General features: G+C 56.5%; 18 protein-coding genes. 7 read left to right on the top strand and 11 right to left on the bottom strand.

Annotated features, from left to right (window positions below):
• The first annotated feature begins 101 nt into the window (after positions 1 to 101).
• Complete coding sequence (locus CUJ86_RS09695; protein WP_130647491.1) at positions 102 to 551, top strand: EVE domain-containing protein; 450 nt, start codon at positions 102 to 104, stop codon at positions 549 to 551.
• Between the two features lie 167 nt (positions 552 to 718).
• Here the strand turns inward: CUJ86_RS09695 and CUJ86_RS09700 are convergent, their stop codons facing one another.
• The 8 genes from CUJ86_RS09700 to CUJ86_RS09730 form a co-directional block, all read right to left on the bottom strand.
• The gene (locus tag CUJ86_RS09700) at positions 719 to 1,120 is read right to left on the bottom strand and encodes a hypothetical protein (RefSeq protein WP_130647390.1); all 402 of its coding nucleotides are present in this window, start codon (positions 1,118 to 1,120) and stop codon (positions 719 to 721) included.
• Entirely contained in the window at positions 1,098 to 2,615 is a 1,518-nt protein-coding gene (locus CUJ86_RS09705; protein WP_130647391.1) for a PIN domain-containing protein, read from the bottom strand. Before CUJ86_RS09705 ends, CUJ86_RS09700 begins: the two co-directional genes overlap by 23 nt.
• Positions 2,616 to 2,779: 164 nt before the next feature.
• Positions 2,780 to 3,010 carry a hypothetical protein gene (locus CUJ86_RS09710; protein ID WP_130647392.1) on the bottom strand — a complete coding sequence of 77 codons (231 nt, stop codon included), beginning with the start codon at positions 3,008 to 3,010 and terminating at the stop codon, positions 2,780 to 2,782.
• A complete protein-coding gene (locus CUJ86_RS09715; RefSeq protein WP_130647393.1) occupies positions 3,007 to 5,769 on the bottom strand; it encodes a hypothetical protein in 2,763 nt (920 codons plus the stop codon). The genes CUJ86_RS09710 and CUJ86_RS09715 overlap by 4 nt, the downstream gene beginning before the upstream one ends.
• Positions 5,766 to 6,110 carry a hypothetical protein gene (locus tag CUJ86_RS09720; RefSeq protein WP_130647394.1) on the bottom strand — a complete coding sequence of 115 codons (345 nt, stop codon included), beginning with the start codon at positions 6,108 to 6,110 and terminating at the stop codon, positions 5,766 to 5,768. The genes CUJ86_RS09715 and CUJ86_RS09720 overlap by 4 nt, the downstream gene beginning before the upstream one ends.
• On the bottom strand, positions 6,107 to 6,364 hold the full coding sequence (locus CUJ86_RS09725; RefSeq protein ID WP_130647395.1) for a hypothetical protein: 258 nt from the start codon (positions 6,362 to 6,364) through the stop codon (positions 6,107 to 6,109). Before CUJ86_RS09725 ends, CUJ86_RS09720 begins: the two co-directional genes overlap by 4 nt.
• Complete coding sequence (locus tag CUJ86_RS11855) at positions 6,361 to 6,504, bottom strand: hypothetical protein (protein ID WP_165394862.1); 144 nt, start codon at positions 6,502 to 6,504, stop codon at positions 6,361 to 6,363. Before CUJ86_RS11855 ends, CUJ86_RS09725 begins: the two co-directional genes overlap by 4 nt.
• 149 nt (positions 6,505 to 6,653) lie before the next feature.
• Complete coding sequence (locus tag CUJ86_RS09730; RefSeq protein WP_130647396.1) at positions 6,654 to 7,064, bottom strand: DUF6979 family protein; 411 nt, start codon at positions 7,062 to 7,064, stop codon at positions 6,654 to 6,656.
• A gap of 223 nt (positions 7,065 to 7,287) precedes the next feature.
• Here CUJ86_RS09730 and CUJ86_RS09735 point away from each other — a divergent pair, with 223 nt between their 5' ends.
• Positions 7,288 to 7,683, top strand: a complete 396-nt coding sequence (locus CUJ86_RS09735) for a hypothetical protein (RefSeq protein ID WP_130647397.1) — start codon at positions 7,288 to 7,290, stop codon at positions 7,681 to 7,683.
• Between the two features lie 68 nt (positions 7,684 to 7,751).
• Here CUJ86_RS09735 and CUJ86_RS09740 read toward each other — a convergent pair whose 3' ends face one another.
• Positions 7,752 to 8,117: a DUF2085 domain-containing protein gene (locus tag CUJ86_RS09740; RefSeq protein ID WP_130647398.1), complete on the bottom strand. Its 366-nt coding sequence runs from the start codon at positions 8,115 to 8,117 to the stop codon at positions 7,752 to 7,754.
• Between the two features lie 76 nt (positions 8,118 to 8,193).
• Here CUJ86_RS09740 and CUJ86_RS09745 point away from each other — a divergent pair, with 76 nt between their 5' ends.
• Positions 8,194 to 8,382: a hypothetical protein gene (locus CUJ86_RS09745; RefSeq protein ID WP_130647399.1), complete on the top strand. Its 189-nt coding sequence runs from the start codon at positions 8,194 to 8,196 to the stop codon at positions 8,380 to 8,382.
• Between the two features lie 58 nt (positions 8,383 to 8,440).
• On the opposite strand, the gene CUJ86_RS09750 is transcribed toward CUJ86_RS09745, so the two are convergent.
• Positions 8,441 to 8,971, bottom strand: a complete 531-nt coding sequence (locus CUJ86_RS09750; RefSeq protein WP_130647400.1) for a PH domain-containing protein — start codon at positions 8,969 to 8,971, stop codon at positions 8,441 to 8,443.
• 100 nt (positions 8,972 to 9,071) lie between these two features.
• On the bottom strand, positions 9,072 to 10,286 hold the full coding sequence (locus CUJ86_RS09755) for a site-specific integrase (protein WP_130647401.1): 1,215 nt from the start codon (positions 10,284 to 10,286) through the stop codon (positions 9,072 to 9,074).
• A 113-nt stretch (positions 10,287 to 10,399) separates the two neighbouring features.
• Between CUJ86_RS09755 and CUJ86_RS09760 the strand changes: the two genes are divergently transcribed.
• From CUJ86_RS09760 to CUJ86_RS09775, 4 genes are all read left to right on the top strand, one after another.
• On the top strand, positions 10,400 to 10,855 hold the full coding sequence (locus tag CUJ86_RS09760) for a hypothetical protein (protein ID WP_130647402.1): 456 nt from the start codon (positions 10,400 to 10,402) through the stop codon (positions 10,853 to 10,855).
• Positions 10,848 to 11,072, top strand: a complete 225-nt coding sequence (locus CUJ86_RS09765; protein ID WP_130647403.1) for a hypothetical protein — start codon at positions 10,848 to 10,850, stop codon at positions 11,070 to 11,072. The genes CUJ86_RS09760 and CUJ86_RS09765 overlap by 8 nt, the downstream gene beginning before the upstream one ends.
• A gap of 150 nt (positions 11,073 to 11,222) precedes the next feature.
• On the top strand, positions 11,223 to 11,420 hold the full coding sequence (locus tag CUJ86_RS09770; protein ID WP_130647404.1) for a hypothetical protein: 198 nt from the start codon (positions 11,223 to 11,225) through the stop codon (positions 11,418 to 11,420).
• A 24-nt stretch (positions 11,421 to 11,444) separates the two neighbouring features.
• A complete protein-coding gene (locus CUJ86_RS09775) occupies positions 11,445 to 12,977 on the top strand; it encodes a hypothetical protein (RefSeq protein ID WP_130647405.1) in 1,533 nt (510 codons plus the stop codon).
• Positions 12,978 to 12,980: the final 3 nt, after the last annotated feature.

Consider the following 12,980-nt stretch of genomic DNA (forward strand, 5'->3'; position numbering starts at 1 on the left):
GCATGGCAGAGCATCACCGGAATGAGTGCTTCCGTCGTCTGTACTCGCCCTGCTTTCTTTTCCCGACACCTTTTTCCGAACGGGAGGTGTATTGCCAGTACATGACCCGCTGGCTCGCCATCTCCAACCGCACAAACTCCGACGTCACAATACGAAAGCAGATCTGGGGCGTCCCGAAACGCTCCATCAACCAGATCAGCAAGACAAAGCCCGGCGACACCCTCCTCGTCTATGTCGGGCAGCAGGTGATCGACAGGGATACCACCCTCCCCCCGGCGATCACCGGGTGCTTCGAGATCACCTCGGAGGTCTATGAAGACGAAAAACCGATCTTCACCGCCCCGCCCAAACTCGGGAAGGAGGTCTTCCCCCTGCGGATTAAATTGAAGACGGTTCAGGTCTTCGACCCGCCCCTGGAGTTCAAGCCCCTGATCCCGCGGTTGCAGTTCATCACCAACAAAAAGCAGTGGTCCGGACACATCAGGGGGCAGGCGATGCGGGCGATCCCGGAGGAGGACTTTGCCTTGATAATGACACATTCGCATTCTTGAGGGATCAAATGCCATATACGTTGATATTTGGGTTTGATATTGATACCATTGCCAATCTGGGCGTAGCCATTGGCACGATTTTAATGGCAGTTGTTACGCTTTATGACTGGGTGACTGCATTAATCAAGCGCATAAAAGGGAGAGATGAATGGAAATGCGATTATAAATTAAGATTGGCAGATCTGTTCTATATCATGGTCAAGATAGTAAAATGATTGAGGAGGAATAAAATTATCATAACACTTTCTTGGATCAATAGGATTCTTGAATGGCATAAACTCACCAATCTCTATTGCAAAACCCTTTGACTTCCCCGCGAAATACTTGAAAAATTCGGATTCGTCCAGTCCGGACTGATCTTTTACAGTCTCCCACAGCAGATCCGGCCGGTCTTCCAGGATCTTACCTACCGTGAATTTGCCGATGATTTTTTTGACAGGATAACTTGAGTAAATATAAACCGAATTGATATCTTTTCTTCTAAAAATAGATCTCCGGAACTCGTATTTTTTTGTCCCTGCCATTATTCTGGAAGCGTAAACCGGTTTAATGGATAGTAAAACATTCATTTATTTCACCAATTTTTTTGATCATGCTGAATTTATCATCATCTATTTGCTGTATGGTTTGAGGTTGGCCATTTAATATGCTGGATTCTATCAATACTGATAATTTTACCGGATTCTTTAAATTCATATGGTGTTTAAATAGAATTATAGTAAGTGGTTTTTTGTAACCTTCAATTTCAGATTTGGAATAAACGCTCCGTTTACCGATGATTTCTATGATCTTCTCTGGGTTATCCTGTAAATAGTGGACCTTTTCAATAACGCCCAAAGATGTAATTGATTTGATGTCCTGGGACCTATAAAATAATATAAGATCTCCTTCTTTCAATTTTTTGATTTTGCTATTGGTAAGATATGCTTTTTTAATCGTGTTACCCTCTACGATGAAGTCCCCCATGGACTCATCGAATGTGAGTTGTCTGCTTCCACCATCACAATATTCGGTGAACAGACGATGATGAAATTTCGGCCTTATAGGTGCGACAAATTTATTGACATTACTTCCATCATAGAATGAGGGATAATAATCTCGCGAGATCTCTAAAGGGGTAAGTTCCTTACAATCATCGCCAGTGGGATATAATTTCTTAATGAAAACATCTTCACCCATATCGCGAGGCAACACTCCCACATGTTTGAATCCAAACTGATTTATCAGGTAAACCAGCCGATCTCCATCTTCTGTGAAATGTGTAAGATATACCTGAGAAAGATTACTTTTTGCTGCAATTCCAAAGGCGACCTTCAGTAGCAGTTCCCCTATCTTATTCCCCTCATGCGATACTTTTAATGTAGCAATTTTTAGGCGTTTCACCGACGGCTGCGGGGGATTAGAAGGGATCGGCTCCTCCTCGAATTTATAGATCATTAATGCGCCAAGGCTTCCATCATTCTTTTTGTAGTAATAACATTCACGCCCATCTCTTGCGACATTTGTAAACCATTCATCAAATTCTGGATAATCTTGCCTTAAAGTATCAAAAATAGGATCTTTTGGATCGAGATCACTTACAAAACCTTTTTTCAGCGCGAAAGGTCTGGGTACAGTTTCTGATGGCGGCAGATCCTTTTGAAAGTGTTCAATTGCTTCATAGGGGTAAAAAACCCTGTCCGATATGCCGAGATTCGAGGCTTTTAGATGGATTCCGTCGTCGTTGGTGATCAAAAAACCAACTGCATTTTTATATAGGGAGTAAAGAATCAGGTTATCAATCTCATCATTTTCACTCTTTGGCTCTCCAATTTTTTTGAAAAATTCTTCGTCTTTATCGGGTACAGGGGCATTTTCAAGAATTGGATAGGCTTCTACCTTGGAGAGAGTGATCCGTTTTCTCTCTTCGTTTCTATCCCTATGAATATCCTTTAATGATGCAGGGTGAAGCAGTACGTCTGTATGGGTCCTGCTGAGGATCTTTATCAGGTTACTGATCTCGGGAGAGACGTATCGATCGTCTTCACGGTAGATTAGAATGTTAGTATCGATTAAAACTCTCATAATATCTTACTTTTTGACAATATCCTTCATATGAATTAGATTTTTTGATTTTAGTGCCACTATACGGACTTGATTGTCTTCTCCAACTCGTACTTCAGCGTCACAAATGTCTTCATAGCTCAGATAATCACGTGTGAAAGATCTGATTTCACTTAACCCAGGGACTATTTCCCCGCATTCCTCACCCCCACGACCGCCATCACCCAGTAAAACGCGAACATCACCACCACGTACACGTTCCCGGTCACCGCCCCATACGCCACCCAGAACAGGTTCCCGATCACCCAGGCACCAAACCCACACGCCCGCACGCCAGGACTCCGCCCGGCCACCAGCACCGCTCCCGCCATCCCGAGCACCACCGCCGGCGTCTGGAGGGGGTCGAGGGGGATCATGCGATCCCCTTCTGCACATTCCAGGCCCGCACCAGGCGGGCATAACAACCCTCGCACAACCGCGTCCGGCGGTCCTCAGAAACGAACACCGCCCGCCCCTCCCCGCAGAGGGTGCAGCGCCCCAGATCGGTCGAGACCCGCGTAAACTCGGCGTGCTCCAGCACGCCCGGCAGGGGGTCCTGCAAGATCCTCTCAGCACTTCCACCGTTTTTCAGCGGGTTACGGGGGGCGGCGTCAGCCAGAGGTCCGAGGTGTGCCGCCCGTTCCCGGCGTTCTCCATGTTCCGCCGAGATTGGTGGATCGCTCTCATCATTCCGGGGTTCACACCCACACCCACACACACCCGCACCCACACCGGTCCGCTCATGTGCGTGTGTGTGTTGCTGTACTCCAGTACTGAGAGAGAGACGCGTCTCTCTATCTGTACTAGTACTAAGCGATCCAGAACCGTTCCCCACACTCTCGACCTCGCGTCCGGCGCTGCCATCCCGCGGCAAACCTGCTGGAATGCTGGAAGGATCAGAGGGGCCGGGACCACCGTCCCGGTCGTCGTCGTCCCCCTCATCGATCCACACCCCGGCCCCGAATGCCCAGCGGCGATAGACCGCGGGATCGAAGGAGAAGAGGTGCTCCCTCCGGCGGACCACCTGCCCGGGCCCGTCCTCGGTGATCATCGTATCAAAGTAACTCACCGCTGGGCACTTCTCCAGGAGACCGGAGTAGGTGGTGCCGCGGCTGGTGTAGCCGTTGAGGATCCGGTAGGTCTGGTGGTAGGAAAGCCCCAGGGCCGACTGCAACATGCGGATCGTGAACTGGGTCCAGCCCATCGCCGCCACCGTCTCCAGGGCGGCGGCCTCGTTCTTCGTGAGTTTTGTCTCCTGCCCGCCGGACTCGCCGTTGATCGCCGCATAGATCCGGGCGGCGGTCTCGAAGTCCTGCCGATTCGCCCGGATGCCGCCGTCGTACTCCTCCCGCTGGAAGCGGTGGAGCAGGGCCGAGGCCTTGATCAGGTCAAAAAGGATGCCCGGGTTGCGGCGGTTGGCCGTGACCGTGAACTGGATCCGCCCGGCATAGGGGACCGAGACATGGAGGCGCTCCTCCTTGAGAATATCCCAGACCGCCCGGCAGATGGGGAGGTCTGCGTCCTCGCCGTCGCCACCGTCCTCTCTTGCCTCGGCCTCCTTCATGTGGGCGAGCACCCGGGCGTCCTGCTCGACTGAGTCGTCGATCCAGACCGTGAGCATGCGGTTCATCACCTGGTCGTCGCCCGGGTCCTCGACGCGGGCGAGCCACCAGACGCAGCGGTCCGGTATCCGGCAGACCTGCAGCTTGCGGTCCGGGGTGACGGTGCGGTGCTCGATCCGCTGCCTGAAGTTTGCCGTGGCGGCCTTCAGAACCTCCTGGAGGTCGTCGGATAACGACACGTCATCGAAGAGGAAGACCGTGCCGGCCCGGAGGTCGTCATGGTAGTAGAGCGCCTTGTTGGAGACGCTGCCGGCCATGCGGTAGCCCTCCGGCACCTGCCGGAGCATCGTGGTGCAGGCATGACTCTTCCCCTTCCCGGAGGTGCCGGAGACCGAGACGTGCAATCCATTCGTGTTCTCCACCGACTGCGAGGCCAGGGACATCACCAGGCACTCGGCGACGATGCGGTCGCCCACGTGCTCGCGGTTGAAGGTGTCCAGCAGGAACCGGAGGGGGTCGGCGTAGGTGAGGATCTCCATCGCCCACTCGCGGACCTCAGGCGCCGGGGAAGGGGGCGGGGGAGGTGGCGGCACCTCCTCCCTCTTTTTCTTTGGCTCGTGTTTCTCACGCAGTTCGGGCCAGCGCTGCACCCCGCCGCCGCAGGAGGCATGGTGGCAGCCGGCGTGGACCGCTCCGCTCGGGAACTGTATGGCAAAGGCGCCGTCGTGGTGGGCGCCTGAGAACGGGCAGTCCTCGAGCACATAGAGCGTGCCCCCCTGCCAGGGGCGGGTGCTCCGCACGCCGATGCCGTGCTCACTGAGCCAGCGCCCCAGGTCGATCCCCTTCGAGGTCGGCGCCGGGGCCTCGGTCGGGAGGAGGGCGGCGATCGACCGCAGGAGATCGAGAGAGACCGCCTCCACCTCCCCGGGCACCGAGAGCATTCGTGCCCGGCGGTGCGGGCGTTCCGGGGTGTGGTCCCCTTTTCGGGAGCACGTCCCATAGAGTTTCCAGATCCGGGCGGGGTTCGAGTTGGCGGTGTCCACGGTGACGTGCTCATCCGAGAAGAGGGCGTCCAGGGTGGTGAGCACGCCCTTCACGAGCCCCCCGTCGTCGTTTGCGAGGTCCACCGCATAGAGCAAATGCGCCCCGTTGCCCGAGTCGGCCCGGATGGGGGCGGGGAAGCCCCGGTCGCTGAGCCAGAGGGCGATCTCGTCCGCTTTGCGCAATGCCGCCTCGTGCTCGTCGTCCGTCGAGGAGACCCCGCTCGGCCGCACCGGGTCGAGGTCGACCGGGAGCCAGCGGCGAGAGAGGATGTCGGCGTCAGAGGTCGTGGGATCGCTCCGGGAGAGCCGCATCTTCACCCGGTTCGCCCGCCGGGCGAGCAGCGCCGGGTCCACGCGGTTCAGGGTGATATAGATCCCCTTCAGGTCCGGGTCGGCGTCCAGGGCCGCCACGGCCTCCGCACATCGCGTGAGATCGTCAAAGTAGCCGGAGTGGGTGAAGCGGTCCGAGAGGGCCCGCACCTCCACCACATCCCCGGGCGGCACCAGGGCCGCGAGGGCTGTGGCGATCATGGATACCCCTCCGCCACCAGGGGAAAGAGCGGTGCCGAGACCGCCTCCCCCCGGGCCACCCTCTGCACACTGACAAGCGGCGCAATGAAGTGCCCCGCCACGGTGAAGACCTTCACCGCCCGGCCCGTGAGATTCATGGAGGCATAGCCGACGATTGCCGTCTCGGTGACCACCGCCCCGCCCGCCCTCTCCTCGGCGACGGTCATCGTCACCGGGGCCGGGTGGCCGTGGAAGAGCAGGGTCCGCAGGTCCTCGGCGGCGATCCGGTAGTGCTCGCCCCCGATGACAAGGTGGAGGTTCTCCCGTGCGCCGAGGCGCAGGGTCCCGATCTCCTCGTTCATGCGGACGCCTCCTCCTGCGTCACCACAGTGACCGCATAGGCGTGCCCCTTTGTCCGGTGGACGTGGATCTCGCTGATCGCCCCGCCGAATTTCTTCACATTGGCCGCGATCGTGGGGGGCACCAGGTAGAGGGGCAACAGTTCGGCGGCATGGACCTCTCTCGATGCACTTAATACGCCGGACACCGACGTGGTGGTGGCGGTCCTCTCTGAACCAGTGTTGGCGCACGATTCTATCCGGGGGCTGCCATTCATCGGGTTGTCGCCCTGCATTTCTGTCCCTCGCTCTGGTATGTCTTCAGTCTGGCCGTACCGTCCTCGATCCACCTCTCCCAGACCATCCTGGCAATCGGGTCGGGCATGTGGTCAAGGACCTCCTGAGAGATCTCTTTCATGGTTTCTTCGACTCTCCTGGGCGGGCCGCCTCAGGTCAAAACAGATCAGGGGGACCGGCGACACCGCACCGATGAGAGAGTGGGGGAGAGGGGATAAAAAGTGGGGGTAAATGGGCTGAAAGGGCGAAAGTCAAATTTATAGGGCAGATTTATCTATTCCTTCGTGCGAAATTGTCCGGGTCGACGATCAGATCTTGTTGCCACAATTCATACACCACATCAAGTTGTCCTTGATGGGCTGTATCCGAGATTTTTGCCCATAGATCAGACTGTGTGGGCAGATTATTTGATTTTGCCAAGAGGCGGACCGCACTCACGGCATATTGTTTGTTCTTTTTAGATCGGGTGTACGCGCCAGGGGGAACCCCCTTCACCATTCCCTCTTCACAGAGTCCTAAAAATGAATCTCTCGGGCACCCTTTGTTCCGTGTGGATTCTGATCGTGATACCTCCATCGCACCCTTTTCCCACGCCTCATTCGGGTCTTGAACTGATCCAGATTGAATTATTTCAACGGCACGAACTGCAGTTTTTCCAAAAACTCCCATTTCATCCTCCACGTTGCAGTGAATGAAAAGAGGTTCTTGTCGTGCATAAATGTATTTCCTGGCATCAAGATGCCCTGTAATCTAAATTAATATTTTTTCAGAGGTTAAAATCAAAATGCGTATATATTGCAATGGATTATTCAGTCATATGTCAATAAGGCAACTATCTGTGTTAGCAATCCTTCTTTGTGTTTCGGCCGCGTTTATATCCGGCTGCACCGGAAGCAGTTCTGGTGTGGAAAAGACGCAGAGTTCAAATGACGCAGTAACTTCTGTTCTGACAACTGTTCCGACAACTGTTTCTCCCCCCACCGTTGAAGAGGTTTTTTCAGACTATTATTATTCATATCTCCTGATGAACGAAGATGCTATCTGGGATTTGTTGTCAGCCGATGCACAGTCAAAGGAATCAAAAGATTCGATCTATAACACAATCTACGGCATATACTCTCAAGGAACCAAGCCATATGATTATGAAATAACAAATATTGATGAAACCGGGGCCAAAGCAATAGTGTATGTTTCCATCAAATCAAAAGTTCAGGGATATAAAATAACCTCTGATCTGGAGGTACCATTTGTATTCGAAGATGAAACTTGGAAAATAGATGACTTTGTTGTGTTGATATAATGGTCAGTGTGTGGTTCTTCTCACCCCTGCCTCATTTTTAATCAAGGATACAAATCAGTGTTATTGTGTTACGTATGGAATGTTGTAAGGAAAAATATGGCAAAGCCATAACCAAATAAAAATCCCGTAATTATCCTCAACGTGTTCGTGCTTTCTCTTTTGTTGAAGTTTTGAGTGAACCCATCAACAAGCATGGGAATCATGAATAAAACTGCCACAATTGTAGGGATAAATGATAGGGAATACATCCAGCAGAGAACGCCTGATAGCATTCCAAATAAAATTCCCTGGCACCGAGCACACAGAATGTTTTCGAAACCGAAAAAATAGGTTGTTCTTTCTTCTTTTCTGTGGCACAGACAGAGTAACATGGTTCTTCCAAGAATGGATATCCGGAGATTTGGACCAATTTGATTGTCCCAGGCATACTTCATTTGCAAAATATCAATCCTACCATGTAGTAAAAAATGATCAAGTATATATTTAGGTATATTGTAATCTAGATATCTGATGGCTGGCGAAACAGATTACTGCTGCGGCATAGTGGGAGCGTTTATCGGAGCATTTGCGCTTGCATATGTGCTCGCAGCATATACGCCGATACCAGGCGATTGGATTGGACCGATAGTCATAGTGTTTCTACTTCTGGCAATCTTCGGTCAAATAGTGATATACTGGAATACGCTTCGCTCAAAATAATTGATTTATATTATGTATGGATCCCGCGATTTTCACGTTCATATCAAGACTGCATCTTCTACTGATTTAGTATCCTTGCTTTCTGTTCGATAAATTCTTCATCTGATAATATGCCTTTTTCTTTAAGGGACGCCAACTTTTCGAGTTTCGAAATGATGTCATCCTGAGCCACAGGTGTATTTTGTGGTGCGCTTGCATGCCCCATCTTGCCGGTGATTCGTGCCCTGACATATTCTGCAAAGGGTTTCACTTCTCCTTTCTGGATATTTTCTATCCTTGCATTGTTACCAGAGGCAAAAATGGTAATTTCTCCAAGTATGAGGCCTGTTTTATACTGGATGCTAGTTATTTTATCATAGGGAAAATCTTCTACACGTAATCCGTAGATTAATCCCTTATCAATGAAAATGAGACGTTTGTCCGTTGCAACGAGGATGCCTGTACCACCATGGTAAAACCCCTGGACTAATTTTTCGAGGTTTTCATCCTCCCAAAGGATACTGGGCAATGCTTTAACTTCTTTCCTGTAAAGGAAACCACCGGCCCCAATCTGCTTAATTTGTTCATTTATCTCCTCTTGTGTGGCCATATTATCAACAGGCGAATTTAAGATTTTTAATAGAAAAATATTGTGATTTTAATCTGAGATTGCCAATAAATGCCCCGACCACAAAAAAAAGGAGTCTTGATCAGATCTTCCTCTCCAGGTCAGCCCGTAGCTGCTTGAGGAGGAGGTCGTACTCCTGCGATCCCCTGGCGACCGTGAGGCACTCGTCCATGCTCTCGGCCGCCTCCTCGGTGATGGACCGCCCACAGGTGCTGCAGAAGTGCGAGGACGGGCCGTTGATGGTCTGGCAGTGCGGGCACTGGCGGGGCTCGAGCCTGGGGCGCCGGTGCCTGGTGCCGTCCCGGGCGATCCCGTAGGTCCGCAGGATCTCCTGGTCGATGTCCTGGCCCGTGAGGTGGGCATAGGTCTTGAACATCGGGGTGGTGATGTTGCCCCACATCATCAGTTTGATCACGCTCTCCGAGATCCCCTCGGTGATCATGTGGGTGATCCGGGAGTGGCGGAAGATGTGCGGGGTGATGTGTTTCGTAATCTCGGCACGCTTGGCGAGGCGGGTGAGCTGCTTCTGCACGGTGGCGTGGGTGAGGGGCCGGCCGCGCTGGTTCACAAACACGAGGGCATCGCCGACGGGGTGGAACGGGTAGTCGTTCCGCCAGGTGGCAAGGTGCTCCCGGGCCATGACCAACCTGACGTAGCGGGGTTTGCCGGTCTTGAAGTTGACATTGACGACGGCCCCATACTGGTCCATGAGCACGTCCTTCCAGGCGAGGGTGCCCATCTCGCCGATCCGGAACCCGCCTTCGTAGAGCATCATGATGAGGGCACGGTCCCGGCTCCAGAGGGTGGCGGCCATCATGGCCGTCACCTCGGCGGGTGTGAGCAGGTCGGAGGCCTCTTTGGTCATGGTGTCCTTGGTCGGAACCTTGAGGCGATGGATCTTTCGGTCAGGGAGGTCGGTGTAACCGTTCTCGATCGCCCACCCATAGAACTGTTTGAGAATGACGATGTGGTCGACGATGGTGTTTCGCTTGAAGGGTCTGCCGCGGGCGCTGGTGGCGGTTTTGAGGACAGAGATGCCCTTGTAGATGTCGGCCATGCTGTTCTCCAGGTATGGCCCGATGAAGCGTCGCCACCCGACGAGGGTGAAGACGAGCTTGTTTGTTCGGCCTGCACCGATGTTGTTGCAGGACTGCGATTCGGCGATGAACTCACGGATCAGGTCGGCGTCACACGCGGTGAGCGTGCCGTTGGAAAGACCACGGTTGATGGAGTTCTCCGCATACTCGCTCTTGACGCAATGGAAAGAGCTGTCTGAAAGCGTTGGCGCACTTTTCATATGCATGCCTTCGGTCAGGGCGGGAAAAAGGGTATTGGCTTTGGACCGAAAGTCAGAATGCTGCTATGGTGCACGCAAGATGAAGTTAAAATCCCCCACTTCGGAGGGATTGAATGGAACTCATCAACCGTGAACGAGAACACCGCCCCCCCAACGAGGATCTCCTCCGGGGCACCACCGAAACGTCTTTTCTGAACGGCAAAGCGGTCACCACCCGCACCGACCCCATCCGGGATCTCGAATACCAGCGCACCCTTGTAAAGACGGCGCTCGCCGACATCGAACGGCTCATCGTCCGGCAGGAACAGCAGACAACCGAAGAGGTCGAAGAAGAATACCTCCTCATCCGTCGCCACGACAAACGGGACATCCGGCTCCTGAATCTCTCCAACGCCGAGAAACGGGCCGCCGAAGTGGGGCGCCGCCTCGGCGCGCAGGAGAACTATCAGAACCTCTGCGACTCACGGGACCGGCTGCTCGTCGAACTCGCCCGCCTCCGCATCGAAATTGAGTTTCAACGCCGGGAGTTCGTTCGCGCCCTCGCCGAGCAGGGGGCGCCCTATGTATAAACGCTCCTGCCCCCGCTGCGGCCGGGTCGAATACTCCCACCGCCGGGATGACGACGACGACCTCTGCGGCGGCTGCGGCCGGCGCTGCCGGGTCGTGTACCTCACGGAAAAGGAATGGGAAGACGAGATCCCGCTGCCGCCCCTCTCCGGTCGCCACGCTCTCCGCGCCCTGGCCGTCGATCCCCGCCAGGTACCCCTCTGCCCGCAGGAGGGATGACCCCTGTGTGACCCGGAGGACCTGGCGCGAGAGATCGACGCCTACGAGCGGAGCGCCGGCGTCACCGTCACCCTCATCTGGCGGGCGGCGGTCTGGCCCGACCAGAAACCCTGGTGGAACGTCTCCTTTCTCAAAGAAGAACAACGACGGATGCGTTCGCACTCCGTCAGCACCCTCTCCTCCACCTGGGCGGAGGAACTCGTCATCAATCTGCTCGCCGTCTCGAAGCGGGATCTCACGATGATCGCCCGCACCGGCTCGGCGCTCCTGGTCTGGTGGATGGAGGGGGAGCGGGAACGCCACGCCATGATCCGCTTCCCGGCGGGGGCGGGGGTGGGCGGCGGCTGAGCGCAGACAGCGGAGTGTCCTCCGATGTCCACCGCCGACAGCATCCGGCACCTCATCGGCGAGAACGGGCCCCTGAGTTCGGCGGACCTCGCCGCCGCCCTCGGGTGCACCGACCGGCACGTCCGCCGGGTGATAGCGGACATGCCGGACATCTCCCCGGTCCGGCACGGGCGGGCGGTGAGATATACTACTACCCTCTCGGCCCTGCACGAGCGGGCCGTGCCGCCGGCGGATCGGGGGACCGGCCGGATCTGGCGGGTGTTCCAGGCGAAGAATAGCGGACATGACCCCGGACCGAAGGGCGGACATAGCGGACATCGGACCGGTCCCGCTCCCCCTCGCGGCCCTCTCCCGCCGCCGTCCGTGGATCGGAGGGGCGGAGGGTATGGTGAACCCCCTGCCGCGGGAGCGTGTGCGTCGTCGTCGCCCGATCCCCGGTCGGGTCGTGCTCCGCCGGAGGGGTCCGCCGTCTGCACCGGCTGCCCGCTCGCCCTGGGCGACGTGGAGCACGACCAGGTGCAGTTCGTGCTGGTGGACCGCCTCTTCCACGACCTGGTGCTGCGGACCGCCGCCGCCCGTTCGTGGTCGGTGCGGGAGGTGCGGGGGACCGCCTGGATCACCCCCGGCCCCGCCCTCACCCTCCAGGTGGGCGAGGTCGGCGACGCCGTCACCTTCTACTCCGCCGACCCGGACGGGGCCGACATCCCCGGCTGGCTCGTCGAGCACTTCGGCGACCTCCACCCGGAGGCCTCCGTCCTGGCCGCAGCGGTCCGCCGCCCGGCGCAGCTCACCCGCGACGAACTCACCGTGATCGTCACCGACGAGGAGACGAAGGCGGCGGTCCGGGCGGTGCTCAAAGGTCAGTTCGCCGGGGACGGCACCTACCGGCGGCCCGCCCCGAACGCCGCCACGCCGGGGCTGAAGATCTACGAGCGGGAGGGGACGATGCGGATCGAGACCGACGCCCGCAACCAGTATCAGGCGAACACCGCCCTCGCCGTCCGGCAGGAGGTGCTCACGGTACTTGCGGACCTGCGGGACCGCCCCGGCCTCTTCGCCGACTGGCTCACCCGCTGGTGGGGGCCGGACACCCGCCCGGTGCTGATCGACACCAACGATCTCGCCGCCCGGATTGCGGCGGACCTGCGGGAGAACCCCCGCCCTGTCATCGCCGCCACGCCGGAGAGCGCCGAGCCGTCGGGGGGGTCCGCCCTCGCCGCCCTCTTCGACGAGGTGGCGGCCCTCGAGGGGTGGGAGATCGAGAGGGTGGTGGGCTCGCTCTGCCGTCACCTCCGCCTCGAACGGTTGGCGGCGCTCTGTTTTCTCGCAGCCTTCGGGTGCTGGTCGGCCCGGCGGTTCCGGGCCCCGGTGTATTACGAGGACCTGCTGCGCTACCTCCGGGACGAGGACCCGCCGCCCGACCTGGCGGCGGTGCGGGCGGCCTGCGACGCCCTCCGGGAGCGGGGGATACTCGAGTATGACCGGCGGCTCGATATCAGGTTCAGCCGGACCGGGACGCGGCTCGGGAAGAAATTGGTGGCGAAGTGGGAGGGCTGAACC

The organism is Methanofollis fontis, assembly GCF_004297185.1.
GTDB lineage: Archaea > Halobacteriota > Methanomicrobia > Methanomicrobiales > Methanofollaceae > Methanofollis > Methanofollis fontis.

Bases quoted from the DNA above. Each gene is read 5' to 3' on its own strand.
- CUJ86_RS09695 (WP_130647491.1), top strand. From the start codon at position 102: ATGACCCGCTGGCTCGCCATCTCCAACCGCACAAACTCCGACGTCACA.
- CUJ86_RS09700 (WP_130647390.1), bottom strand. From the start codon at position 1,120: ATGAATGTTTTACTATCCATTAAACCGGTTTACGCTTCCAGAATAATG.
- CUJ86_RS09705 (WP_130647391.1), bottom strand. From the start codon at position 2,615: ATGAGAGTTTTAATCGATACTAACATTCTAATCTACCGTGAAGACGAT.
- CUJ86_RS09710 (WP_130647392.1), bottom strand. From the start codon at position 3,010: ATGATCCCCCTCGACCCCCTCCAGACGCCGGCGGTGGTGCTCGGGATG.
- CUJ86_RS09715 (WP_130647393.1), bottom strand. From the start codon at position 5,769: ATGATCGCCACAGCCCTCGCGGCCCTGGTGCCGCCCGGGGATGTGGTG.
- CUJ86_RS09720 (WP_130647394.1), bottom strand. From the start codon at position 6,110: ATGAACGAGGAGATCGGGACCCTGCGCCTCGGCGCACGGGAGAACCTC.
- CUJ86_RS09725 (WP_130647395.1), bottom strand. From the start codon at position 6,364: ATGAATGGCAGCCCCCGGATAGAATCGTGCGCCAACACTGGTTCAGAG.
- CUJ86_RS11855 (WP_165394862.1), bottom strand. From the start codon at position 6,504: ATGAAAGAGATCTCTCAGGAGGTCCTTGACCACATGCCCGACCCGATT.
- CUJ86_RS09740 (WP_130647398.1), bottom strand. From the start codon at position 8,117: ATGAAGTATGCCTGGGACAATCAAATTGGTCCAAATCTCCGGATATCC.
- CUJ86_RS09745 (WP_130647399.1), top strand. From the start codon at position 8,194: ATGGCTGGCGAAACAGATTACTGCTGCGGCATAGTGGGAGCGTTTATC.
- CUJ86_RS09750 (WP_130647400.1), bottom strand. From the start codon at position 8,971: ATGGCCACACAAGAGGAGATAAATGAACAAATTAAGCAGATTGGGGCC.
- CUJ86_RS09755 (WP_130647401.1), bottom strand. From the start codon at position 10,286: ATGAAAAGTGCGCCAACGCTTTCAGACAGCTCTTTCCATTGCGTCAAG.
- CUJ86_RS09760 (WP_130647402.1), top strand. From the start codon at position 10,400: ATGGAACTCATCAACCGTGAACGAGAACACCGCCCCCCCAACGAGGAT.
- CUJ86_RS09765 (WP_130647403.1), top strand. From the start codon at position 10,848: ATGTATAAACGCTCCTGCCCCCGCTGCGGCCGGGTCGAATACTCCCAC.
- CUJ86_RS09770 (WP_130647404.1), top strand. From the start codon at position 11,223: ATGCGTTCGCACTCCGTCAGCACCCTCTCCTCCACCTGGGCGGAGGAA.
- CUJ86_RS09775 (WP_130647405.1), top strand. From the start codon at position 11,445: ATGTCCACCGCCGACAGCATCCGGCACCTCATCGGCGAGAACGGGCCC.